Origin of the sequence: Pseudomonas sp. SK3(2021) (genome assembly GCF_016772375.1) — a bacterium.
Taxonomy (GTDB): domain Bacteria; phylum Pseudomonadota; class Gammaproteobacteria; order Pseudomonadales; family Pseudomonadaceae; genus Aquipseudomonas; species Aquipseudomonas chlororaphis_I.
On sequence record NZ_CP061943.1, the window covers coordinates 2299395 to 2321917 of the forward strand.

General features: G+C 61.9%; 16 protein-coding genes. 11 read left to right on the forward strand and 5 right to left on the reverse strand.

The window, feature by feature from the left end:
• Positions 1-78 precede the first annotated feature (78 nt).
• Entirely contained in the window at positions 79-2820 is a 2742-nt protein-coding gene (acnA, locus tag IF690_RS10485; RefSeq protein WP_202699998.1) for an aconitate hydratase AcnA, read from the reverse strand.
• Positions 2821-3027: 207 nt separating this feature from the next.
• Here acnA and rlmM point away from each other — a divergent pair, with 207 nt between their 5' ends.
• Both rlmM and tusA read left to right on the forward strand, forming a co-directional pair.
• Positions 3028-4101: a 23S rRNA (cytidine(2498)-2'-O)-methyltransferase RlmM gene (rlmM, locus tag IF690_RS10490; RefSeq protein ID WP_202699999.1), complete on the forward strand. Its 1074-nt coding sequence runs from the start codon at positions 3028-3030 to the stop codon at positions 4099-4101.
• A 79-nt stretch (positions 4102-4180) separates the two neighbouring features.
• The gene (tusA, locus tag IF690_RS10495; RefSeq protein WP_202700000.1) at positions 4181-4432 is read left to right on the forward strand and encodes a sulfurtransferase TusA; all 252 of its coding nucleotides are present in this window, start codon (positions 4181-4183) and stop codon (positions 4430-4432) included.
• Here tusA and IF690_RS10500 read toward each other — a convergent pair.
• Positions 4429-5835, reverse strand: a complete 1407-nt coding sequence (locus IF690_RS10500) for an MATE family efflux transporter (RefSeq protein WP_202700001.1) — start codon at positions 5833-5835, stop codon at positions 4429-4431. The two genes, tusA and IF690_RS10500, sit on opposite strands and share 4 nt — an antisense overlap.
• A 179-nt stretch (positions 5836-6014) precedes the next feature.
• Between IF690_RS10500 and pdxB the strand changes: the two genes are divergently transcribed.
• A complete protein-coding gene (gene pdxB, locus IF690_RS10505) occupies positions 6015-7160 on the forward strand; it encodes a 4-phosphoerythronate dehydrogenase PdxB (protein ID WP_202700002.1) in 1146 nt (381 codons plus the stop codon).
• 81 nt (positions 7161-7241) lie between these two features.
• Here pdxB and IF690_RS10510 read toward each other — a convergent pair whose 3' ends face one another.
• Entirely contained in the window at positions 7242-7421 is a 180-nt protein-coding gene (locus tag IF690_RS10510; protein ID WP_007921326.1) for a PA1571 family protein, read from the reverse strand.
• Between the two features lie 351 nt (positions 7422-7772).
• Here IF690_RS10510 and IF690_RS10515 point away from each other — a divergent pair, with 351 nt between their 5' ends.
• Positions 7773-9548: an ABC transporter transmembrane domain-containing protein gene (locus tag IF690_RS10515; RefSeq protein ID WP_202700003.1), complete on the forward strand. Its 1776-nt coding sequence runs from the start codon at positions 7773-7775 to the stop codon at positions 9546-9548.
• A 60-nt stretch (positions 9549-9608) separates the two neighbouring features.
• Here the strand turns inward: IF690_RS10515 and IF690_RS10520 are convergent, their stop codons facing one another.
• Complete coding sequence (locus IF690_RS10520; protein WP_202700004.1) at positions 9609-11537, reverse strand: transglycosylase SLT domain-containing protein; 1929 nt, start codon at positions 11535-11537, stop codon at positions 9609-9611.
• Between the two features lie 213 nt (positions 11538-11750).
• Between IF690_RS10520 and IF690_RS10525 the strand changes: the two genes are divergently transcribed.
• A complete protein-coding gene (locus IF690_RS10525; protein WP_023968535.1) occupies positions 11751-13670 on the forward strand; it encodes an ATP-binding cassette domain-containing protein in 1920 nt (639 codons plus the stop codon).
• A gap of 89 nt (positions 13671-13759) precedes the next feature.
• Here the strand turns inward: IF690_RS10525 and IF690_RS10530 are convergent, their stop codons facing one another.
• Positions 13760-14197, reverse strand: coding sequence for a universal stress protein (locus IF690_RS10530; protein ID WP_007921319.1), 438 nt, complete (start codon positions 14195-14197; stop codon positions 13760-13762).
• Between the two features lie 104 nt (positions 14198-14301).
• Between IF690_RS10530 and IF690_RS10535 the strand changes: the two genes are divergently transcribed.
• The 6 genes from IF690_RS10535 (at position 14302) to IF690_RS10560 (ending at position 22366) form a co-directional block, all read left to right on the forward strand.
• Positions 14302-14739, forward strand: coding sequence for a hypothetical protein (locus IF690_RS10535; RefSeq protein WP_009047960.1), 438 nt, complete (start codon positions 14302-14304; stop codon positions 14737-14739).
• A 555-nt stretch (positions 14740-15294) separates the two neighbouring features.
• Positions 15295-17442, forward strand: coding sequence for a fatty acid oxidation complex subunit alpha FadB (gene fadB, locus IF690_RS10540; RefSeq protein ID WP_202700005.1), 2148 nt, complete (start codon positions 15295-15297; stop codon positions 17440-17442).
• 29 nt (positions 17443-17471) lie between these two features.
• On the forward strand, positions 17472-18647 hold the full coding sequence (gene fadA / locus IF690_RS10545; protein WP_180924835.1) for an acetyl-CoA C-acyltransferase FadA: 1176 nt from the start codon (positions 17472-17474) through the stop codon (positions 18645-18647).
• An 89-nt stretch (positions 18648-18736) separates the two neighbouring features.
• Positions 18737-18973, forward strand: a complete 237-nt coding sequence (locus IF690_RS10550) for a DUF1653 domain-containing protein (protein WP_023968538.1) — start codon at positions 18737-18739, stop codon at positions 18971-18973.
• Positions 18974-19087: 114 nt separating this feature from the next.
• Complete coding sequence (gene topA, locus IF690_RS10555; RefSeq protein WP_202700006.1) at positions 19088-21700, forward strand: type I DNA topoisomerase; 2613 nt, start codon at positions 19088-19090, stop codon at positions 21698-21700.
• Between the two features lie 141 nt (positions 21701-21841).
• Complete coding sequence (locus IF690_RS10560) at positions 21842-22366, forward strand: DUF6586 family protein (protein WP_009047965.1); 525 nt, start codon at positions 21842-21844, stop codon at positions 22364-22366.
• Positions 22367-22523: the final 157 nt, after the last annotated feature.

Here is a 22523-nt window from a genome sequence, read left to right on the forward strand (position 1 = left end):
CAGTATAACGAGGCGGGGGCGATGAATAAGTGAAACAAAAACACCGCCCGTAGGCGGTGTTGGTTTTGCAGCATGGTGTTACGCCGCGATCAACTGCCGCAGGACGTAGTGCAGGATCCCGCCGGACTTGAAGTATTCCACTTCGTTCAGGGTATCGATGCGGCACAGCACCTCGACCTTTTCCTGGCTGCCATCCTCGCGGGTGATCACCAGGGTCAGGTTCATCCGCGGTGTCAGTTCGACGCCGGTCAGGCCCCGGATATCCAGGGTTTCCTTGCCGGTGAGGTTCAGGCTCTTGCGGTTCTGGTCGAGCTTGAACTGCAGCGGCAGCACGCCCATGCCCACCAGGTTGGAGCGGTGGATGCGCTCGAAGCTCTCGGCGATCACCGCCTTGACCCCCAGCAGGTTGGTGCCCTTGGCCGCCCAGTCGCGACTGGAGCCGGTGCCGTACTCCTGGCCGGCAATCACTACCAGTGGCGTACCCGATTGCTGGTAACGCATGGCCGCGTCATAGATCGCCAGTTTCTCGCCGGTGGGAATGTAAATAGTGTTGCCGCCTTCCTCGCCGCCGAGCATTTCGTTGCGGATGCGGATGTTGGCGAAGGTGCCGCGCATCATCACCTGATGGTTGCCGCGACGCGAGCCGTAGGAGTTGAAGTCCCGCGGTTCCACGCCTTGCTCGCGCAGATAGTGGCCGGCCGGGCTATCGGCCTTGATGTTGCCGGCCGGGGAGATGTGGTCGGTGGTTACCGAGTCGCCCAGCAGCGCCAGGATCCGCGCGCCCGTCACATCCTTGATCACCGGCAGAGGGCCGGAGATGTCGTCGAAGTAGGGTGGGTGCTGGATATAGGTGGAATCCGCCTGCCACACATAGGTCGCGGCCTGCGGTACTTCGATGGCCTGCCACTGGGCGTCGCCGGCGAATACCTCGGCGTATTCCTTGTGGAACATCCGGGTGTTGACCTGGGTGACCGCCTCGGCGATCTCTTGGCTGCTTGGCCAGATGTCGCGCAGGTAGACTGGCTTGCCGTCCTTGCCTTCGCCCAGCGGCTCGCGGCTGATATCGATGCGCACGCTGCCGGCCAGGGCATAGGCGACCACCAGCGGTGGCGAGGCCAGCCAGTTGGTTTTCACCAGCGGGTGCACGCGGCCTTCGAAGTTGCGGTTACCGGACAGCACTGAGGCGACGGTCAGGTCGGCTTTCTGGATGGCTTTCTCGATCGGCTCCGGCAAGGGGCCGGAGTTGCCGATGCAGGTGGTGCAGCCATAACCCACCAGGTCGAAACCCAGGGCGTCGAGGTATTGGGTCAACCCGGCGGCCTTGTAGTAGTCGGTGACCACTTTCGAACCCGGGGCCAGCGAACTCTTCACCCAGGGTTTGCGCTTGAGGCCTTTTTCCACGGCCTTTTTCGCCACCAGGCCGGCGGCCATCATCACGCTGGGGTTGGAGGTGTTGGTGCAGGAGGTAATAGCGGCGATCACCACCGCGCCGTTTTTCAGGCGATAGGTCTGGCCATTGTGGGCGTAATCGACTTCGCCTATCAGGTCCGCGCTGCCCACGGCCACGCCACCACCGCCTTCGCTTTCCAGGCGGCCTTCTTCCTTGCTGGTGGGCTTGAACTGCAGGTCGAGAAAGTCAGTGAAGGCCTGGCCGACGTTCGGCAGCGAGACCCGGTCCTGCGGCCGCTTCGGCCCGGCCAGGCTGGCTTCCACCGTGCCCATGTCCAGCGCCAGGCTGTCGGTGAACACCGGCTCCTGGCCCGGCAGGCGCCACAGGCCCTGGGTCTTGCTGTAGGCCTCCACCAGCTTCACCACGGCGTCCGGGCGGCCGGACAGGCGCAAGTATTCCAGGGTGACGTCGTCCACCGGGAAGAAACCGCAGGTGGCGCCGTATTCCGGGGCCATGTTGGCGATGGTGGCGCGGTCGGCCAACGGCAGGTCGGCCAGGCCGTCGCCATAGAACTCGACGAATTTGCCGACCACGCCTTTCTTGCGCAGCATCTGGGTGACGGTCAGCACCAGGTCGGTGGCGGTAATGCCTTCCTTGAGCTTGCCGGTCAGTTTGAAACCGATGACTTCCGGGATCAGCATCGACACCGGCTGGCCGAGCATCGCCGCCTCGGCCTCGATGCCGCCCACGCCCCAGCCGAGCACGCCGAGGCCGTTGATCATGGTGGTGTGGGAGTCGGTGCCGACCAGGGTGTCGGGGAAGGCGTAGGTGCGGCCGTCTTCGTCCTTGGTCCAGACCGTGCGGCCCAGGTATTCCAGGTTGACCTGGTGGCAGATGCCGGTGCCCGGAGGCACCACGCTGAAGTTGTCGAAGGCGCTCTGGCCCCAGCGCAGGAAGGCATAACGTTCGCCATTGCGCTGCATTTCAATGTCGACGTTCTGTTCGAAGGCGGTGCTGCTGGCGAACTTGTCGACCATCACCGAGTGGTCGATCACCAGGTCCACCGGCGACAGCGGGTTGATGCGTTGCGGGTCGCCGCCGGCCTTGGCCATGGCCGCGCGCATGGCCGCCAGGTCGACCACCGCCGGCACGCCGGTGAAGTCCTGCATCAGTACCCGCGCCGGTCGGTACTGGATCTCGCGATCCGAGCGACGCTCCTTGAGCCAGGCGGCGAGGGCCTTGAGGTCGGCGCCGGTGACGGTCTTTTCGTCTTCCCAGCGCAGCAGGTTTTCCAGCAGGACTTTCAACGACATCGGCAGCTTGTCGAGATCGCCAAGGCGCTTGGCGGCTTCCGGCAGGCTGAAATAGTGGTAGGTCTTGTCGTCGACTTTTAATGTTTTAAGGGTTTTCAGGCTATCGAGGGACGGCATTGAATCACTCCTTTTGGTCCGCACGGCTACGGACCTGACGGGAAGGGCAGAGCTCTTAAGCTAGCCCTGTTTTCAGTAGCTGGCTAATAACTGGACTCTATGGACAAGTCCAAGGTTCCGAACTCGGCTATCATGCGCCGGTTTTCGTGACAGGCTTTGCTACAGCGGGTTTGCGCATGATTCATTGCCAATTGCCCAGGAGATTCGATGAACACCCTCTTTATGCACTGCCGGCCGGGCTTCGAAGGCGAAGTCTGTTCCGAGATCGCCGACCATGCCGCGCGCCTGAACGTGGCCGGGTACGCCAAGGCCAAGCCGAGCACCGCCTGTGCCGAGTTTGTGTGCAGCGAAGAAGACGGCGCCGAGCGTCTGATGCGCGAGTTGCGTTTTGCCGAACTGATCTTCCCGCGACAGTGGGCGCGGGGCGTCTTCGTCGATCTGCCGGAAACCGACCGTATCAGCGTGATCCTGGCCCATCTGGCGAGCTTCCCGACCTGCGGCAGCCTGTGGCTGGAAGTGGTGGATACCAATGACGGCAAAGAGCTGTCGAACTTCTGCAAGAAATTCGAAGCACCGCTGCGCAAGGCCCTGACGGCAGCCGGCAAGCTGGTGGACGATGCCGGCAAGCCGCGCTTGCTGCTGACCTTCAAAAGCGGCCGCGAGGTGTTTGTCGGCCTGGCCGATGCCGGCAATTCGGCCATGTGGCCGATGGGCATTCCGCGCTTGAAGTTCCCCCGTGAAGCGCCCAGCCGCTCGACCCTGAAGCTGGAGGAGGCCTGGCATCACTTCATTCCTCGCGAGCAGTGGGACGAGCGCCTGCACGGCGACATGACCGGCGTCGACCTCGGCGCCGCCCCGGGTGGCTGGACCTGGCAACTGGTCAACCGCGGCATGCTGGTCACCGCTGTCGACAACGGGCCGATGGCCGAAAGCCTGATGGACACCGGCCTGGTGCAGCACCTGATGGCCGACGGTTTCACCTTCAAGCCCAAGCAGCCGGTGGACTGGATGGTCTGCGACATCGTCGAGAAACCGGCGCGCAACGCCGCCTTGCTGGAAACCTGGATCGGCGAGGGGCACTGCCGCGAAGCGGTGGTCAACCTGAAGCTGCCGATGAAGCAGCGTTACGCAGAAGTGAAGCGTTTGCTCGAGCGGATCGAGGATGGCTTCAAGGCGCGTGGCATTCGCGTGGCCATCGGCTGCAAGCAGCTGTACCACGACCGTGAAGAAGTGACCTGCCACCTGCGGCGGCTGGATGAAAAGAAGCCCAAGGCTCGTTGAACACAGTTGCGGCGCAATGTCACAGATAGCGCCGATGCCGGCATTGCGCGACAATGCCGGCCAGTTTCAGGAGTGAGTTATGAGTCAAATCATCGATACGCCGGTCGACGGCACGCTGGATGCCACCGGGCTCAATTGCCCGGAGCCGGTCATGATGTTGCACCAGCATATTCGTGACCTGCAGCCCGGCGGCCTGCTCAAGGTGATCGCCACCGATCCCTCGACCCGCCGCGACATCCCCAAGTTCTGCGTGTTCCTCGACCATGAGCTGGTCGCCCAGCAGGAACAGGCCGGCACCTATCTGTACTGGATTCGCAAGAAGTCCGATTAACCCGCCACCCGGCTGATGCGGATTCGCTTGCGCGCGCTGCGTGCCAGGCGGATCGACAGCATCAGCGCCGCGCAGCTCAGGCCGGCGATCAAGCCTTCCCACAGCCCGCTCGGGCCGCTGGCAGGGCCGAACCAGTCGGTCAGCCCCAGCACATAACCCACCGGTAAGCCGATGCCCCAGTAGGCGAGCAGCGTCAGGACCATGGTCACCCGAGTGTCCTGGTAGCCGCGCAGGGCGCCTGCGCAGATCACCTGGATCGCGTCGGAGAACTGGTAGAGCGCGGCGTACACGATCAGCATCGCTGCGACCTGGATCACTGCGGTGTCCGGGGTGTAGATCGAGGCGATGGACTCACGCAGCAGCAGGATCAGGCTCGCGGAGAGCAGGGCGAAGGCCAGCGCCGCGCCCAGGCCGACGCCGGCGGCGAAGCGCGCCTGATACGGGTTGCCGGCGCCCAGGGCCTGGCCGACCCGCACCGTGACCGCCATGCCCAGGGAATACGGAATCATGAACAGCAGGGAGCTGATGTTCAGGGCGATCTGGTGCCCGGCCACCACCGTGGCGCCGAGGCTGCCGATCAGCAGGGCGATCACCGCGAAGATGCTCGATTCGGCGAACACCGCGATGCCGATCGGCAGGCCGACGCTCAGCAAACGCTTGATCACCGCCCATTGCGGCCAGTCGAAACGCTTGAACAGTTGGCTGCTCTGGTAGGCCGGGGCCCAGCGGGTCCAGCCGGCCATGGCCAGCATCATCGCCCACATCACGATCGCCGTGGCCCAGCCGCAACCGACGCCGCCCATGGCCGGCACACCGAGGTGGCCATAGATGAATACGTAGTTGATAGGGATGTTCAGGGCCAGACCGAACAGGCCGATGACCATGCTCGGCCGGGTGCGCCCCAGGGCGTCGCTGCAGCAACGCAGCACGTAATACAGCGCCACCGCCGGCAGGCCGCTGGCGATGCCGTGCAGGTATTCCATGCAGGGGCCGATCAGTGTCGGGTCGACGTTCATCAGGTGCAGCACCGGCTCGGCACTGAGCAGAATCAGGCTGGCGCTCAGGCCGACCGCCAGGGCCAGCCACAGCGCCTGGCGCACGATCGGGCCAATCTCGCCGTAGGTGCCGGCGCCGACCCGCTGGGCCACTTTGGGTGTGGTGGCCAGCAGGGTGCCAGTCATCAACAGGAACACCGGGATCCAGATCGAGTTGCCCAGCGCCACGGCCGCCAGGTCCCGTGGGCTGACCCGTCCGGCCATCACCGCGTCGACGAAGCCCATGGCCGTGGTCGCCAGTTGCGCGATCATGATCGGCAAGGCCAGGGTTAGCAGGCTGCGCAGTTCAAGGCGCACCCGGGCCGGGCGGTTGAGGGAGGTGGCAGGGGTATCGGTCACGGAATTCACAGGCGAAGCGTCCACAGGGTTGATGCGCAGGGCGGCGTATTCTACGCATTGACGGATGAGTCAGGAAAAAACCTCTGTTGTCTATTTGTAAGTGCTGGCGGTGGCCGGCGGGGTGGATTGCTCGCTGGCCCAACACGGCCTTCTAAGCCTAAACTGCGGCTCCGCGAAAGGAGCCTGCCATGCTGATTGTTGCCGACGAAAATATTCCCCTGCTCGATGCCTTTTTTGCCGGATTCGGCGAGATCCGCCGTTTCCCGGGGCGGGCCATCGACCGCGCCGCCATCGAGGGCGCCGATGTGCTGTTGGTCCGTTCGGTGACCCAGGTCAGCCGCGCCCTGCTCGAGGGCAGCCAGGTGCGGTTTGTCGGGACCTGTACCATTGGCACCGATCACCTGGACCTCGAGTATTTCCACGAGGCGGGCATTCGCTGGTCCAGCGCGCCGGGCTGCAATGCGCGCGGGGTGGTCGACTATGTGCTGGGCAGCCTGCTGACCCTGGCGGAAATCGAAGGCGCCGACCTGACGCAGCGCACGTACGGCGTGGTGGGCGCGGGCGAGGTCGGTGGACGGCTGATCGAGGTGCTGCGCGGCCTGGGCTGGAAAGTCCTGGTCTGCGACCCGCCACGGCAGGTGGCGGAAGGTGGCGACTATGTCAGCCTGGAACAGATCCTCGCCCAGTGCGATGTCATCAGCTTGCACACCCCCTTGACCAAGGCCGGCGAGCTGTCGACCTGGCACCTGCTGGACGAGCAGCGCCTGCGCCAGCTGCGCCCCGGCGCCTGGCTGATCAACGCCAGCCGTGGCGCGGTGGTGGATAACAGCGCCCTGCGCGAGGTGTTGCTCGAACGCGAAGACCTGCAGGCGGTGCTGGATGTCTGGGAAGGCGAACCCCAGGTCGACGTGGCCCTGGCCGAGCTCTGCGTGCTGGCCACGCCGCATATCGCCGGTTACAGCCTCGATGGCCGGCAGCGCGGGACGGCACAGATCTATCAGGCGCTGTGCGATTACCTTGGACAGCCGCAAGCGATTCATTTGCGCGACCTGCTGCCTCGGCCATGGCTGTCGGAGGTGAGCCTCGATGCCGGCAGCGACCCGGCCTGGTCCCTGGCGATGATCTGTCGGGCGGTCTACGACCCGCGGCGCGACGATGCGGATTTGCGCCGCAGCCTGGTGGGCAGCGTGGCCGAGCAGCGCGCGGCCTTCGATGCGTTGCGCAAGGGTTATCCGCCGCGACGTGAAATCGATGGGCTGGCCGTGCGTATCCAGGGTGAAGCGCCAGGCTTGCAGCAGATCGTATCGGCCCTGGGGGCGGTGTCGGTTCGCTGAACGGGTCTTGAGCCGAGGCGTTTCTGGCAGGCATAAAAAACCCGGCTTCAGGGCCGGGTCAAGAGGACGTGAGGCTATGTGTCAATCTTGCTGCGCAGGCTTGACCAGTCGCTTTTCCAGTTCGCGGCAGGCGTTCTGGATCATGTCTTCGGTGATCGGTACTTCGCGACCCTGAGCGTCGATGATGGCGCATCCCAGAGACTGGTCGGGGTGGGTACGAATCACTTCAATCTTGTCATTGCTGCTGTTTTGCAAGGACATGGCCTGTCTCCTCATCAGGTTGTGCGCTTACTTTAAAACCGCCAGGTGACCAAGCTATGACAACTCCCTGCAAGGTCCCACTACGGCGTTTTCTATCCGGTGGAGTCCTCAGTCCAACAGAAATGCCTGTGGACTTCCACTCGGACCTTAGACCAATAGCATCTAGGCTCTAGTGTCAGCGGACATAATTAACCTGACTCATTGTGATTTACCGAAGTTCCAGAAAAAGAAAGAAGGTTTCAGGAAAAGAAGGTTCCAGGAAATCGATTCCGACAAACAGGGCTTCGCCTCACGCTCTGCTGGATCAGGCAGCAGTGAATGGGGCGGGGCCGTTCCCAGGTGTGCTCCCGGATGAACTTCATGCTTTCTTCGCGTCAACGCCGGGCGATTCGCCTGGCCAGTCGTTTTATCGCGCCTTATCGCTGGCAGGCCCTGGGGGCGTTGCTGGCGCTGGTGGTGACCGCGGGCATCACCCTATCCATGGGGCAGGGTATCCGCCTGTTGGTGGACCAGGGCTTCATGACCGGATCGCCGGACCTGCTCAACCAGTCCATCGGCTTGTTTCTGCTGCTGGTGCTGGGGCTGGCGGTGGGGACGTTCGTGCGTTTCTACCTGGTGTCGTGGATTGGCGAACGCTGCGTGGCGGATATCCGTCGGCAGGTATTCAACCATCTGATCTACCTGCACCCGGGCTTCTATGAGAACAATCGCAGCTCGGAGATCCAGTCGCGGCTGACCGCTGACACCACCTTGCTGCAGTCGGTGATCGGTTCGTCTCTCTCGCTGTTTTTGCGCAATGCATTGATGGTCATCGGCGGCATCGTGCTGTTGTTTGTCACCAACCCCAAGCTCACCAGCATCGTGGTGATCGCCTTGCCCCTGGTGTTGGTGCCGATCCTGATTTTCGGTCGCCGGGTGCGCAGCCTGTCGCGCTTGAGCCAGGACCGTATCGCCGACGTCGGCAGCTATGTGGCGGAAACCCTGGGCCAGATCAAGACCGTCCAGGCCTATAACCACCAACCCCAGGATGAGCGGCGTTTTGCCCTGACAGTGGAGGAGGCGTTCACCACCGCGCGGCGGCGTATCGTCCAGCGTGCCTGGCTGATTACCCTGGTGATCGTGCTAGTGCTGGGGGCGGTCGGGGTGATGCTCTGGGTCGGTGGCATGGATGTGATTGCCGGGCGCATTTCCAGTGGCGAGCTGGCGGCCTTTGTCTTCTACAGCCTGATCGTCGGCAGTGCCTTCGGTACCCTGAGCGAAGTGATTGGCGAGCTGCAACGGGCCGCCGGCGCGGCGGAGCGGATTGCCGAGTTGCTGCGTTCGGAAAACCTCATCCAGCCGCCGAGCGACGGTCTGGTCAGCTTGCCCGAGCGGGTGCGGGGCGAGCTGGTGCTGGAAAACCTGCGCTTCTCTTATCCGTCGCGTCCGGACAGTTATGCTGTCGATGGCCTGAGCCTGACGGTTCGCGAGGGGGAAACCCTGGCACTGGTCGGGCCGTCGGGGGCGGGCAAGTCGACCCTCTACGATCTGCTGCTGCGCTTCTACGATCCGGAGCAGGGGCGCATCCTGCTCGATGGCGTGCCCTTGACCCGGCTCGACCCGCAGGATGTGCGGCGCTGTTTTGCCCTGGTGTCGCAAAGCCCGGCGCTGTTCTTCGGCAGCATCGAGGAGAACATTCGTTATGGCAAACCCTCGGCCACCCCGGAGCAGGTCAGGGAGGCGGCAAGGATCGCCTACGCCCATGACTTCATCGAGAAAATGCCCGAGGGTTACCAGACCCACCTCGGCGACGCGGGGCTGGGGCTTTCCGGTGGCCAGCGCCAGCGCCTGGCGATTGCCCGGGCGCTGCTGGTGGATGCGCCGATCCTGTTGCTGGATGAAGCCACCAGCGCCCTGGATGCCCAGAGCGAACATTTGATCCAGCAGGCCTTGCCGAGCCTGATGAAGAATCGCACCACCCTGGTGATCGCCCACCGCCTGGCCACGGTGAAAAATGCCGACCGCATCGCGGTGATGGATCAGGGGCGGTTGGTGGCGGTGGGTACTCACCAGGAGTTGATTGCCAGCAATCCGCTGTATGCGCGTCTGGCGGCGCTGCAGTTCAGCGATGGCCAGGCTGCTTCCTGAGCCTGCGCTGGAAGCAAAAATGCCCGCATCGCTGCGGGCATTTTTATGAGGCGTTATTACTTATTGATCGTCGAAATACCGCTCATGCCAGTCCACCAGCGGTTGTGGCGAATTGAGTTTCTGGCCGTAGATCACCGAGTAGGACAGCACGTTCTGCACGTACTGGCGGGTTTCGTCGAACGGAATGCTTTCCACCCAGACATCGAAACTCAGGTGGTCGGCGCCCCTGAGCCATTGGCGCACACGACCGGGGCCGGCGTTGTAGGCGGCGGACGCGAGCACCCGGTTGCCGTTGAACTGGCTGTGCACCTGGCTCAGGTAGGCGGCACCGAGCTGGATGTTCTTGTCCGGGTTCAGCACTTGCTGCGGCGAGGCCAGCGGGATGCTGAACTTGCGCGCGGTTTCCTTCGCGGTACCAGGCATCAACTGCATCAGGCCGGTCGCGCCGACGCCCGAGCGAGCGTCGTCCATGAACGCACTTTCCTGGCGGGTGATCGCGAATATCCAGCTCGAGTGCAGGCCGCGGACCTTGGCTTCGCGCACCAGGGTGTCGCGGTGGGCCATCGGGAAACGGATGTCCAGGTCGTCCCAGTACTTCGCCTGGCTGATGGTGCGAATGGCCGGGAAGTACCATTTCAAGTCGTAGGCCAGCTTGGCCTGGGCGACCATTTCGTCACGGTTGAAGTGACGGCTGACGTGGTACCACTCACGCCGGCCATCAACGATCTGGCCGCGGGCATGGAACTCCAGCGCGCGCCGCACGCCAGGCGTATTGCGTACCTTGTTGATCACCTGCTGGCTGAGCACCAGCGGTTTGTTGTTCAGCTGATAAGGCAGTTGGGTACGGTCGGCCGCGAGGAAACCATAGAAGTCACGCTCGTTGGCCAGGCCCTTGTAGAGGGTCTGGGCCTGAGGGTTCTGTGGCTCGGCCAGTTCCAGGCTGCGCGCCTGCCAGTAGCGCCAACGGTTGGTGGTCGCCAGGTCCTGGGGCAGCTTGCGGGTCAACTGGTAGGCATCTTCCCAGCGAGCCAGGCGCAGCAGCAGGCGCAGGCGCCACTCGGAAACCGTGTTGTCGCGCAGCTCGGGATCGTATTTGGTCATCACCTCCAGGCCGCGGCTGTCGAAGCGCCGCGCCAAGGTCAGGCCGATTTCCCGGGCAATCGCCACTTTTTCGTCACGGGAGAAGTGCATGCTACTGGCATAACCGTCGAGCAGGGCCATGGCCCTGTCCGGATCCTGGCGGGCCAGGCGGCGCAGACCCAGACCGACCACGTCGGACATGGCTTCGCTGGCCGGAGTGAAGCGCGATGGCTGGCTGAGCAGCTCGGGCTTCTGGGCAACGTCCACCAGCAGCCGACCCTGAGGGGCGAGGGTGCTCATGCTTTTGACCAGGCTATTGGCCAGTGGGTAGTTGCGGGCTTCGGCGGCCAGCTTGGCGCGCTGCCAGCGCTTCTGTTCGGTCAACTGGCCTTCGGCGGCCCACTGGGCGAACAGCGCGTCGCAGGTGGCCGGCAGGGATTTTCCGCTGAGCCAGAGCTTGTCGGTGGCGGCATAACCTTCGGCCTTGAGGTTGTGGCCCAACTGGTATTGCGCGTTCAGGCAGTCCAGCTCGGTGAAGTTGAGCTTGGGGTCGTAATACTTGACGAAGGTGGCCCAGTCGCCGCGTTCGGCCAGCCAGCGCAACCAGCGCAGTTTCATCCAGTTGGCCTGGGGCAGGTCGCCGTGTTCACGGAGAAACTTTTCGATCTCGGCGTTGCTGGCGGTCTTTAGCCGGGCGGTCAGTTCGTCGTAGGCCAGGTAGGGCTCGAGCGGGTAGTCGGCGAGGACCTGGCGGTAGCGGAAATACGGGCCTGTGTCGCCCTTGGCCAGGGCGCGTTTGGCTTCATCGTAATATTGACGCTGGAGTGAGAGGTCCGCGGCCTGAGCAGTGTGCACGGCAGAGGCAGAAAGAAGCAGGCAGGACAAAAGACTGAAAAGGCGACTGCGCATGAGACATCCGGGCAGAGAAATCATGACAAGTGCCGACAATGCCAACACTGATTACTCTCTAGCTTAGCCTTTTGCCAGCAGCGGGTGAAAGCTTTGCCGGCCTCTTGTCGCCAGTTCGTTGCAAATGTTGTTCAGGGCGCTTCAGCAGTGAAAATGCCGGCCTTCTGAGGCCTCAACTCAGGTAGAATGCGCGCCCGGTTTTTGGAGAAGCTCATGACCCTGCTCAAATTCAGCGATGTGTCCCTTGCGTTCGGCGCTATGCCGTTGTTGGACAAGGTGTCCTGGCAGATCGCCCGTGGTGAGCGGGTGTGCATCATCGGCCGTAACGGCACTGGCAAGTCCAGCATGCTGAAGCTGGTCAAGGGCGATCAGAAGCCCGACGACGGTTCCGTATGGCGCGCGCCCGGTCTGAAAATCGGCGAATTGCCGCAGGAATTGCCAGTGGCCGACGAGCGGACGGTGTTCGACGTCGTCGCCCAAGGCCTTGATGGTGTTGGCGAGCTGCTGGCGCAGTATCACCATCTGAGCCAGAACATTGTCACCGATGCCGATCTGGAAAAGCTCATGCACGTCCAGCACGACCTCGAAGCCCGTGATGGCTGGCGCTTGCAGACGCTGGTGGACAGCACCCTGAGCCGCCTGCAGCTGCCGGCCGACAAGACCCTCGCCGAGTTGTCCGGTGGCTGGCGCCGTCGCGTCCTGCTGGCCCAGGCCCTGGTGTCCGAGCCGGACCTGCTGCTGCTCGACGAACCGACCAACCACCTGGATATCGGCGCCATCGCCTGGCTGGAAGAAGCCCTGAAGGACTTCCAGGGCGCTGTCCTCTTTATTACCCACGACCGTTCCTTCCTGCAGAACCTGGCGACCCGGATTCTCGAACTGGACCGTGGTGGGCTGATCGACTGGAACGGTGACTATGCCAGCTTCCTGGTGCACAAGGAGGCGGTGCTGGCGGCCGAAGAAACGGCCAATGCGCTGTTCGACAAGCGCCTGGCCCAGGAGGAAGTCTGGATTCGCCAAGGCATCAAGGCCCGCCGTACCCGTAACGAAGGCCGCGTGCGCGCCCTCAAGGCCCTGCGGGTCGAGCGCAGCGAACGTCGCGAGCGCACCGGCAAGGCCAATATCCAGCTGGAAACCGCCGACAAGTCCGGCAAACAGGTCATGGTGCTCGAAGACGTGAGCTTCGCTCATCCGGGCGGGCCATTCCTGGTCAAGAATTTCTCCATGGTCCTGCAGCGCGGTGACCGTATCGGCCTGCTCGGCGCCAACGGCACCGGCAAGACCACACTGCTCAAGCTGATGCTGGGTGGCCTGGTGCCGAGCAGCGGCAAGGTCGAGGAGGGGACGCGTATCGATGTGGCCTACTTCGACCAGTTGCGTCATCAACTGGACCTGGAAAAGACCGTGATCGACAACGTCGCCGAAGGTCGCGACTTTATCGATATCGATGGCCAGAGCCGTCACGTGCTCAGCTATCTGGGGGATTTCCTGTTCAGCCCGCAGCGTGCCCGCACGCCGGTCAAGGCGCTGTCCGGTGGCGAGCGTGCCCGCCTGTTGCTGGCCAAGCTGTTCAGCAAGCCGGCCAACCTGCTGGTGCTCGACGAACCGACCAACGACCTGGACGTGGAAACCCTCGAGCTGCTGGAAGAAGTGCTGCTGACCTTCCAGGGCACCGTGCTGATGGTCAGCCACGACCGGGCATTCCTCGATAATGTGGTGACCAGTACCCTAGTGTTCGAAGGCGAAGGCAAGGTTCGCGAATACGTCGGTGGTTATCAGGACTGGCTGCGCCAGGGCGGTTCGCCACGCCTGCTGGGTGTGACCGAGAACAAGTCGGGCAAGGCCGAGCTGAACTCGGCGGTGGTGGCGCCTGTCGCTGCGGCACCCGCTGCGGCACAGGAAGCACCTGCGGCCAAGAAGAAGCTCAGCTACAAGTTGCAGCGGGAGCTCGAGGCGTTGCCTGGCCAGATCGAAGCCATGGAGCAGCAGATCGCCAGCGTGGAAGCGGAGATGGCCGACGCCGGCTTCTATCAGCGTCCTGCGGCCGAGACCACGGCGGTCATCGCCCAGCTGGAACAGCTCAACGCTGAACTGGATGCGATGGTCGAGCGCTGGGCCGAGCTGGATGCCTGAGTGACCTGGCGTCAATAAAAAAGCCCGACATACATGTCGGGCTTTTTTTGCAGGGCCGGTGCGGGCGGAGAATTCTGCCGGCGGCGGGCTCAGCGCTTGACCAGGTGCACGGCCAGCACGTCGCAAGGGGCGCCGTGCAGCACGTCGTTGGCGGTCGAGCCCAATAGCAGGGCCAGGCCGTGCCGGCCATGGCTGCCGACCACGATCAGGTCGCATTCCTGTTCCTTGGCCAGATGGTGGATTTCCTGGCGTGGCTGGCCATAGGTCAGGTGGCTGTATTCCTTGGACAGCTCAGGGTATTTGGTGATGAGGCGATCGAGGCGTTCCTTGGCCTGGTCGAACTGCTGCTGTTGCAATTGGGACAGGTCCATCGGCACGTCGCCGCCGAACGCCATGGCCATCGGCTCGACAATATGCACCAGGGACAATTTGGCGCTGTTGCTGACCGAAAGCTCGCGGGCCCGGTGGATAACAGGATCGCACTCTTCGGTTAGATCTACGGCGACCAGAATATGGTGGTAGGGCATGAGGTGCACCTCCTGAGGATTGCAATAGCTTCAAGTATGGCTGGTTTCAAGCGGATTGGTTCCGACCTGGATCAATCGACTCATCAAGAATCGGGAGTACAGATATGACGGTCTGGATAGTGGTGTCAATCCTCGCGGTGGTGTTGAGCCCGCTGGCCTGGCTGCGCCCGTCGCGCCGCCAGAGCGGGCAGATCGCCCTGCGCATGGAGGCGCGCCGCATGGGCTTGGGCATGCAATTGGCGCCTCAGGAGTGGCCGCACTGGATGGATCCGCAGCCTCCAAGCCCCTGTGCGCAATACCATCGGCCGCGGCGCGGCACACAGCCGGCCTGCTGGGCCTACTGGCAAAGTGCGCCGGGCATGTGGGTCAACCAATGGCGGGAAGCCTGTGCGGACCCTGCCTTGCTCGAGCACTTTCGCACGCTGCCGGCCAACGTGTTCAAGGTCGAAGCCGACCGGCAGATGATCGTCTTGTATTGGGGCGAACGTGGCGAGGCCAGTGTTTTGCAAGACATTGCCGCGGTGCTCAAGGCGCTGGCGTGAAGCATGACCTGCGCTGCAATGGCGCAGGCAGGCAATAAAAAGCCCGACAGGGTCGGGCTGGGTTGGCCAGGCAGGCCGGTAAATCCTTTCTAGTCCCCTGGTTCTGACCGACGGGGGAGAGAGTTGTCGCTGATCTTACGCCTGGTTTTCGGCCACGCATCCATATTTTCGCTCCAGGATTGTGCCAGCGTAGCCGCGAATCGGTTATGGGGCCACGTATTAGGGCGACTTTTCTAAAGATTGATTCTATGAATGTCCTGAGATGAGCAGGCTTGTTGATGGTGCGTGCCCGTCTGGAATGACTAAGAAGTCGCGTTTCAAACAACCTTTTGGGCGATTGACAATTGTCGGATTTTGCCTGAATGTGGCGTACCCGAATCAAACGGGCGTATGAATTGAGCGTTTGTATTACCAGACGGCTCTTCCAGAATCCCGACTATCGCGTTGGCGGGTGTGCCTGGCGGATTGGCGTAGCATCGATGGAAACGTCGCTGCCGAGTCAGAAGTTAGCGTCCGACGTGTACTGTTCAGCTTCCATATCGTGGAGATCAGTTGATGATTTACGAAGGTAAAGCCATCACGGTTAAGGCTCTTGAAAGTGGCATCGTCGAATTGAATTTCGACCTCAAGGGTGAGTCCGTCAACAAGTTCAACCGTCTTACCCTGAACGAATTGCGTTCGGCCGTGGACGCCATCAAGGCAGATGCGTCGGTCAAGGGTGTGATCGTCAGCAGTGGCAAGGACGTCTTCATCGTCGGCGCCGACATCACCGAATTTGTCGATAACTTCAAGCTGCCGGATGCAGAGCTTGTCGCAGGCAACCTCGAAGCCAACAAGATTTTCAGCGATTTCGAAGACCTCAACGTTCCGACTGTCGCCGCGATCAATGGCATCGCACTGGGCGGCGGTCTGGAAATGTGCCTGGCAGCTGACTATCGCGTCATGTCCTCCAGCGCCAAGATCGGCCTGCCGGAAGTCAAGCTGGGCATCTACCCGGGCTTCGGCGGTACCGTTCGCCTGCCACGCATCATCGGTGCCGACAACGCTATCGAATGGATTGCCGCCGGCAAGGAAAACCGTGCTGAAGACGCCCTGAAAGTCGGTGCGGTCGACGCTGTCGTCGCCCCGGAAAAACTGCATGAAGCGGCTCTGGCCACCGTCAAGCGCGCCATCTCCGGCGAGTTCGACTACAAGGCCAAGCGTCAGCCGAAGCTGGAAAAGCTCAAGCTCAACGCCATCGAACAAATGATGTCCTTCGAAACCGCCAAGGGTTTTGTCGCCGGCCAGGCTGGCCCGAACTACCCGGCGCCGGTCGAAGCCATCAAGACCATCCAGAAAGCCGCCAACTTCGGTCGTGACAAGGCGCTGGAAGTCGAGGCAGCGGGCTTCGTCAAACTGGCCAAGACCTCTGCCGCGCAGAGCCTGATCGGCCTGTTCCTGAATGACCAGGAATTGAAGAAAAAGGCCAAGGCCTACGACGAAATCGCCCACGACGTGAAGCAGGCCGCCGTACTCGGTGCCGGCATCATGGGTGGCGGTATCGCCTACCAGTCGGCATCCAAAGGCACGCCGATCCTGATGAAAGACATCAACGAACACGGTATCGAGCAAGGCCTGGCGGAAGCCGCCAAGCTGCTGGTCGGCCGTGTCGATAAAGGTCGCATGACCGCGGCGAAGATGGCCGAAGTACTCAACGGCATTCGTCCAACGCTGTCCTACGGTGACTTCGGCCACGTCGACCTGGTGGTCGAAGCGGTCGTCGAGAACCCTAAGGTCAAGCAAGCGGTTCTGGCCGAAGTCGAAGGCCAGGTCAAAGAAGGCACCATCCTCGCCTCGAACACCTCGACCATTTCCATCAGCCTGTTGGCCAAGGCCCTCAAGCGTCCGGAAAACTTCGTCGGCATGCACTTCTTCAACCCAGTGCACATGATGCCGCTGGTCGAAGTCATCCGTGGCGAGAAGTCCAGCGAGCTGGCTGTGGCCACCACCGTTGCCTACGCCAAGAAAATGGGCAAGAACCCGATCGTGGTCAACGACTGCCCGGGCTTCCTGGTCAACCGCGTGCTGTTTCCGTACTTCGGCGGTTTCGCCAAGCTGGTCAGTGCCGGTGTGGACTTCGTGCGCATCGACAAGGTCATGGAAAAATTCGGCTGGCCAATGGGCCCGGCCTACCTGATGGACGTGGTCGGCATCGACACCGGCCACCACGGTCGTGACGTGATGGCCGAAGGTTTTCCGGATCGCATGAAAGACGATCGCCGTTCGGCTATCGATGTGCTCTACGAAGCCAAGCGCCTGGGCCAGAAGAATGGCAAGGGCTTCTACGCCTACGAGGCCGACAAGAAAGGCAAGCAGAAGAAAGTGGCCGACCCGTCGGTGCTGGAAGTGCTCAAGCCTATCGTGTACGAGCAGCGTGAAGTCACTGACGAGGACATCGTCAACTGGATGATGATCCCGCTGTGCCTGGAGACCGTTCGTTGCCTGGAAGACGGCATCGTCGAGACCGCGGCCGAAGCCGACATGGGCCTGGTGTACGGTATTGGTTTCCCTCCATTCCGTGGCGGTGCGCTGCGCTACATCGATTCGATCGGTGTTGCCGAGTTCGTTGCCCTGGCCGACCAGTACGCCGATCTGGGCGCGCTGTACCACCCGACCGCGAAGCTGCGCGAGATGGCCAAGAACGGCCAGAGCTTCTTCGGTTAAGCGCCCCCTACTAGAGCGAGAGTGAACATATGAGCTTGAATCCTAGAGACGTCGTGATTGTCGACTTCGGTCGTACTCCGATGGGCCGCTCCAAGGGCGGTATGCACCGCAACACCCGCGCCGAAGACATGTCGGCGCACCTGATCAGCAAATTGCTGGAGCGCAACTCCAAGGTCGATCCGGCGGAAGTCGAGGACGTGATCTGGGGCTGTGTGAACCAGACCCTGGAGCAGGGCTGGAACATCGCGCGCATGGCGTCGCTGATGACCCAGATCCCGCACACCTCGGCCGGCCAGACCGTCAGCCGTCTGTGCGGCTCGTCGATGAGCGCGCTGCACACCGCGGCCCAGGCGATAATGACCGGCAACGGTGACGTCTTCGTGGTGGGGGGCGTCGAGCATATGGGCCACGTGAGCATGATGCATGGCGTCGACCCGAACCCGCACATGTCCCTGTACGCGGCGAAAGCCTCGGGCATGATGGGCCTGACCGCCGAGATGCTCGGCAAGATGCACGGCATTACCCGTGAGCAACAGGATGCCTTCGGCCTGCGTTCCCACCAGCTCGCCCACAAGGCGACCGTGGAAGGCAAGTTCAAGGACGAAATCATCCCGATGCAGGGTTACGACGAGAACGGTTTCCTGAAACTGTTCGACTACGACGAAACCATTCGTCCCGAGACCACCCTGGAAAGCCTGGCGGCCCTCAAGCCGGCCTTCAATCCGAAGGGCGGTACCGTGACGGCCGGTACGTCGTCGCAGATCACCGATGGTGCTTCGTGCATGATCGTGATGTCGGCGCAGCGTGCCCAGGACCTGGGCATCCAGCCGATGGCGGTGATCCGCTCGATGGCTGTGGCGGGTGTGGATCCGGCGATCATGGGCTATGGTCCAGTACCGGCCACGCAGAAAGCACTGAAGCGCGCGGGCCTGGGAATTGCCGATATCGACTTCTTCGAGCTCAACGAAGCTTTCGCGGCGCAGGCTCTGCCGGTGCTGAAAGATTTGAAAGTGCTCGACAAGATGAACGAGAAGGTTAACCTGCACGGCGGCGCGATCGCCCTGGGTCACCCGTTCGGTTGTTCCGGTGCGCGTATCTCCGGCACCTTGCTCAATGTCATGAAGCAGAATGGCGGCACCTTTGGCGTGTCCACCATGTGCATTGGCCTCGGTCAGGGTATTGCCACCGTCTTCGAACGCGTTTAAGCGTTGCGTTGATGGAAGCCGGGGCCCAGTGCCCCGGTTTTTGTTTTTCTGAAGATTTATTATTTTTTATTTTGCGCGAGGGCCAGAACATGCAATTACAACCCGGGCTCTATCAGCATTACAAGGGGCCGCAGTACCGCGTTTTCAGCGTGGCGCGGCATTCCGAGACGGAAGAGGAAGTGGTGTTCTATCAAGCCCTGTATGGCGATTACGGCTTCTGGGTGCGCCCCTTGAGCATGTTCCTGGAGTCGGTCGAAGTTGACGGCGAGCAGGTGCCACGCTTTGCTTTGGTGCAGGCCGAACCCAGCCTTTTTTCACGGCCATGAGCCGAGGTCGCGCAAAACCCTGCGCTTGACCTCACCTTGTTGCCACTATATATAGCGGTGCCGCGTCAGGCGCCAACCGCCTCTCACTTCTCGAATTCAGGAATTTTCCGATCCATGGGCAAATCGCTGGTCATTGTGGAATCCCCGGCTAAGGCCAAGACCATCAACAAGTACTTGGGTAACCAATACGTGGTGAAGTCGAGTATCGGCCATATCCGAGACCTGCCCACCAGTGGTTCGGCGAGCGCCGCCAAAGAGCCTGCCGCCAAGCGCGGCAAGGCGGCTGCTGGTGAAGCCCCGGCGCTGTCGGCCAAGGAGAAGGCGCGCAAGCAACTGGTCTCGCGCATGGGAGTCGATCCGGACCACGGCTGGAAAGCCAAGTACGAGATCCTTCCAGGCAAGGAAAAAGTCATCGAAGAGCTGCGCCGGCTCGCCAAGGATGCTGACACTATCTATCTCGCAACGGACTTGGACCGCGAAGGGGAGGCTATTGCCTGGCACCTGCGGGAAGCCATTGGTGGGGATGACAGCCGCTACAAGCGTGTAGTGTTCAACGAAATCACCAAGAAGGCGATCCAGGAAGCCTTCTCCCAGCCGGGCGAGCTGGATATCGATCGGGTCAATGCCCAGCAGGCGCGGCGCTTCCTCGACCGCGTGGTGGGTTACATGGTTTCGCCGCTGCTGTGGGCCAAAATCGCCCGTGGCCTGTCTGCCGGTCGTGTGCAATCGGTAGCGGTGAAGCTGGTGGTGGAGCGCGAGCGCGAAATCCGTGCCTTCATCCCTGAAGAATACTGGGAAGTTCATGCCGACCTCGGCACCGCCAAGGGCGCCAATGTGCGTTTCGAAGTGGCCCGGGAAAACGGCGAGGCCTTCAAGCCGTTGAGCGAAGCCCAGGCCATGGCGGCATTGGAGAAGCTCAAGGCTTCGACCTACACCATCGCCAAGCGTGAAGACAAACCGACCAGCAGCAAGCCGTCGGCCCCGTTCATTACCTCCACCCTGCAGCAGGCCGCGAGCAACCGCTTGGGCTTCGGGGTGAAGAAAACCATGATGATGGCCCAGCGTCTGTATGAAGCTGGCTACATCACCTATATGCGTACTGACTCGACCAACCTCTCGGCTGACGCCCTGACGATGGCGCGGAGCTATATCGAAGAAGAGTTCGGCAACAAGTACCTGCCGTCCTCGCCGAACTTCTACAGCAGCAAGGAAGGGGCCCAGGAGGCGCACGAAGCGATTCGTCCGTCCGATGTGAATACCCACCCAAGCAAGCTGTCGGGCATGGAACGTGATGCCGAGCGCCTCTACGAGCTGATCTGGCGCCAGTTCGTGGCCTGCCAGATGCTGCCGGCGCAATACCTGTCGACCACCGTCAGTGTCGCCGCTGGTGGCTTCGAGCTGCGTGCCAAGGGCCGTATCCTCAAGTTCGACGGCTACACCCGTGTCATGCCGCAGATGAGCAAGCCAGGCGACGACGATGTCCTGCCTGACATGGCGCAGGGCGATGTGCTGAAGCTGATCAAGCTCGACCCGAGCCAGCACTTCACCAAGCCGCCGGCGCGTTACTCCGAAGCCAGCCTGGTCAAGGAAATGGAAAAGCGTGGCATCGGTCGTCCTTCGACCTACGCGGCGATCATTTCCACCATCCAGGACCGTGGCTACGTGGCGCTGCACAACCGTCGTTTCTATTCGGAAAAGATGGGCGACATCGTCACCGAGCGTCTGTCCGAGAGCTTCTCCAACCTGATGGACTACGGCTTCACCGCCGGCATGGAAGAGCACCTCGATGATGTGGCCCAGGGCGAGCGCGACTGGAAAAATGTCCTTGACGAGTTCTACGGTGACTTCAAGAAGAAACTCGAAGTGGCCGAAGGCAGTGACAGCGGCATGCGCGCCAACCAGCCGGTGATGACCGATATCCCGTGCCTGACCTGTGGTCGTCCAATGCAGATTCGCACCGCCTCCACTGGTGTGTTCCTCGGTTGTTCGGGTTACAGCCTGCCGCCAAAAGAGCGCTGCAAGGCGACGGTCAACCTGGTACCGGGCGACGAGATTGCTGCGGACGACGAGGGTGAGTCCGAATCGCTGGTATTGCGCGGCAAGCACCGTTGCCCGATCTGCAGCACGGCGATGGATGCCTATCTGCTGGACGAGAAACGCAAGCTGCATATCTGCGGTAACAACCCGGATTGCGCGGGCTACGAGATCGAAGAGGGCAGCTACCGCATCAAGGGCTACGAAGGTCCGAGCCTGGAGTGTGACAAGTGCGGCAGCGAGATGCAGCTCAAGACTGGTCGTTTCGGCAAGTTCTTCGGTTGTACCAATCCGACCTGCAAGAACACCCGCAAGCTGCTCAAGAGCGGTGACGCGGCGCCGCCGAAGATGGACCCGGTGAAGATGCCCGAGCTGAAATGCGAGAAGGTCAACGACACCTACATTCTGCGCGACGGGGCATCGGGTCTGTTCCTGGCGGCCAGCCAGTTCCCGAAAAACCGTGAGACCCGCGCACCGCTGGTGCTCGAACTGATTCCGCACAAGGATGAGATCGATCCGAAGTATCACTTCCTCTGCGAAGCGCCGAAGAAGGATCCGGAGGGGCGCCCGGCGGTGATCCGCTACAGCCGCAAGACCAAGGAGCAGTACGTGCAGACCGAAGTCGACGGCAAGCCGACCGGCTGGCGGGCGTTCTACGACGGTGGTAGCTGGAAAGTCGAAGACAAGCGTTAAGGTCCGCATCGGACGCTTCTGACAGGCCGCGTAACTTCTCAAGGGTACGCGGCCTTTCTTTTGGGCTTGCGGTGGGCTGGAGTGTTCCACGACACTGTACGGCCAGCCCGCTGTTATTTATTCGTTGTGGAGATTGCCGTCATGGCCCACGAACTCTATACCCGCACCAACCAGAAAATTTACTTCGCCGGTCTGTCGCTGGAGGCCTTGGCGCGAGCGGAAGCGGGCGGGGCAATGAATGCTCAGGCACTGGTGCAGGCAGGGCGAGAGTCAGTGTTGTTTCATCTGTATGGCGCGCTGCTTGGCTTGTGCCATGAAATTGCAGGCTTCTATCGCCTCCCGCAGGCCAATGCACCCCGTGCCGAGCTGCTGCTGACCCGCGAGGTGCTGGAAAGCATCGCCATCCCTGAGTTGGCCGAGCTCGTCGAGCTAGCCCATAACCCTGAGACCTGGCTGGCGAAGCTGCTGGCCGCCCATTCGGCGATGTTCCAGCCACCGCGGGTACCGCATAAACCCAAGGGTGATGTCACCCAGCCGCTGATCGTCGCAGTGAACCTCGATGAAGAAGAACAGGCACCGGAGCTGAGCCGGGAGGAGTTGGAGCAATGGCGTCAGAACCTCAAGGCTTTGGCAATTCGCTTCCGTGATGGCCTGAATGAGTGTTGAGTCGCCGCTAGTGCGACCCAGCATTCAAGGATGGGTAAGGGGCAAGACATCCAGATCTTCCCGAGCGCCATGGTCAACGCATCATCAGGAAGAGGCAGGCCATTACATCGTTTTCCGATAAGGAAGTCGCTGCCAGTTTTGATGACAAATGCTTGTT

Coding starts and splice junctions, on each gene's coding strand:
- pdxB (WP_202700002.1), top strand. CDS start 6,015: ATGCTGATTGTTGCCGACGAAAATATTCCCCTGCTCGATGCCTTTTTT.
- IF690_RS10515 (WP_202700003.1), top strand. CDS start 7,773: ATGAACTTCATGCTTTCTTCGCGTCAACGCCGGGCGATTCGCCTGGCC.
- topA (WP_202700006.1), top strand. CDS start 19,088: ATGGGCAAATCGCTGGTCATTGTGGAATCCCCGGCTAAGGCCAAGACC.
- IF690_RS10535 (WP_009047960.1), top strand. CDS start 14,302: ATGACGGTCTGGATAGTGGTGTCAATCCTCGCGGTGGTGTTGAGCCCG.
- IF690_RS10550 (WP_023968538.1), top strand. CDS start 18,737: ATGCAATTACAACCCGGGCTCTATCAGCATTACAAGGGGCCGCAGTAC.
- IF690_RS10530 (WP_007921319.1), bottom strand. CDS start 14,197: ATGCCCTACCACCATATTCTGGTCGCCGTAGATCTAACCGAAGAGTGC.
- IF690_RS10510 (WP_007921326.1), bottom strand. CDS start 7,421: ATGTCCTTGCAAAACAGCAGCAATGACAAGATTGAAGTGATTCGTACC.
- rlmM (WP_202699999.1), top strand. CDS start 3,028: ATGAACACCCTCTTTATGCACTGCCGGCCGGGCTTCGAAGGCGAAGTC.
- fadA (WP_180924835.1), top strand. CDS start 17,472: ATGAGCTTGAATCCTAGAGACGTCGTGATTGTCGACTTCGGTCGTACT.
- fadB (WP_202700005.1), top strand. CDS start 15,295: ATGATTTACGAAGGTAAAGCCATCACGGTTAAGGCTCTTGAAAGTGGC.
- IF690_RS10560 (WP_009047965.1), top strand. CDS start 21,842: ATGGCCCACGAACTCTATACCCGCACCAACCAGAAAATTTACTTCGCC.
- acnA (WP_202699998.1), bottom strand. CDS start 2,820: ATGCCGTCCCTCGATAGCCTGAAAACCCTTAAAACATTAAAAGTCGAC.
- IF690_RS10520 (WP_202700004.1), bottom strand. CDS start 11,537: ATGCGCAGTCGCCTTTTCAGTCTTTTGTCCTGCCTGCTTCTTTCTGCC.
- tusA (WP_202700000.1), top strand. CDS start 4,181: ATGAGTCAAATCATCGATACGCCGGTCGACGGCACGCTGGATGCCACC.
- IF690_RS10525 (WP_023968535.1), top strand. CDS start 11,751: ATGACCCTGCTCAAATTCAGCGATGTGTCCCTTGCGTTCGGCGCTATG.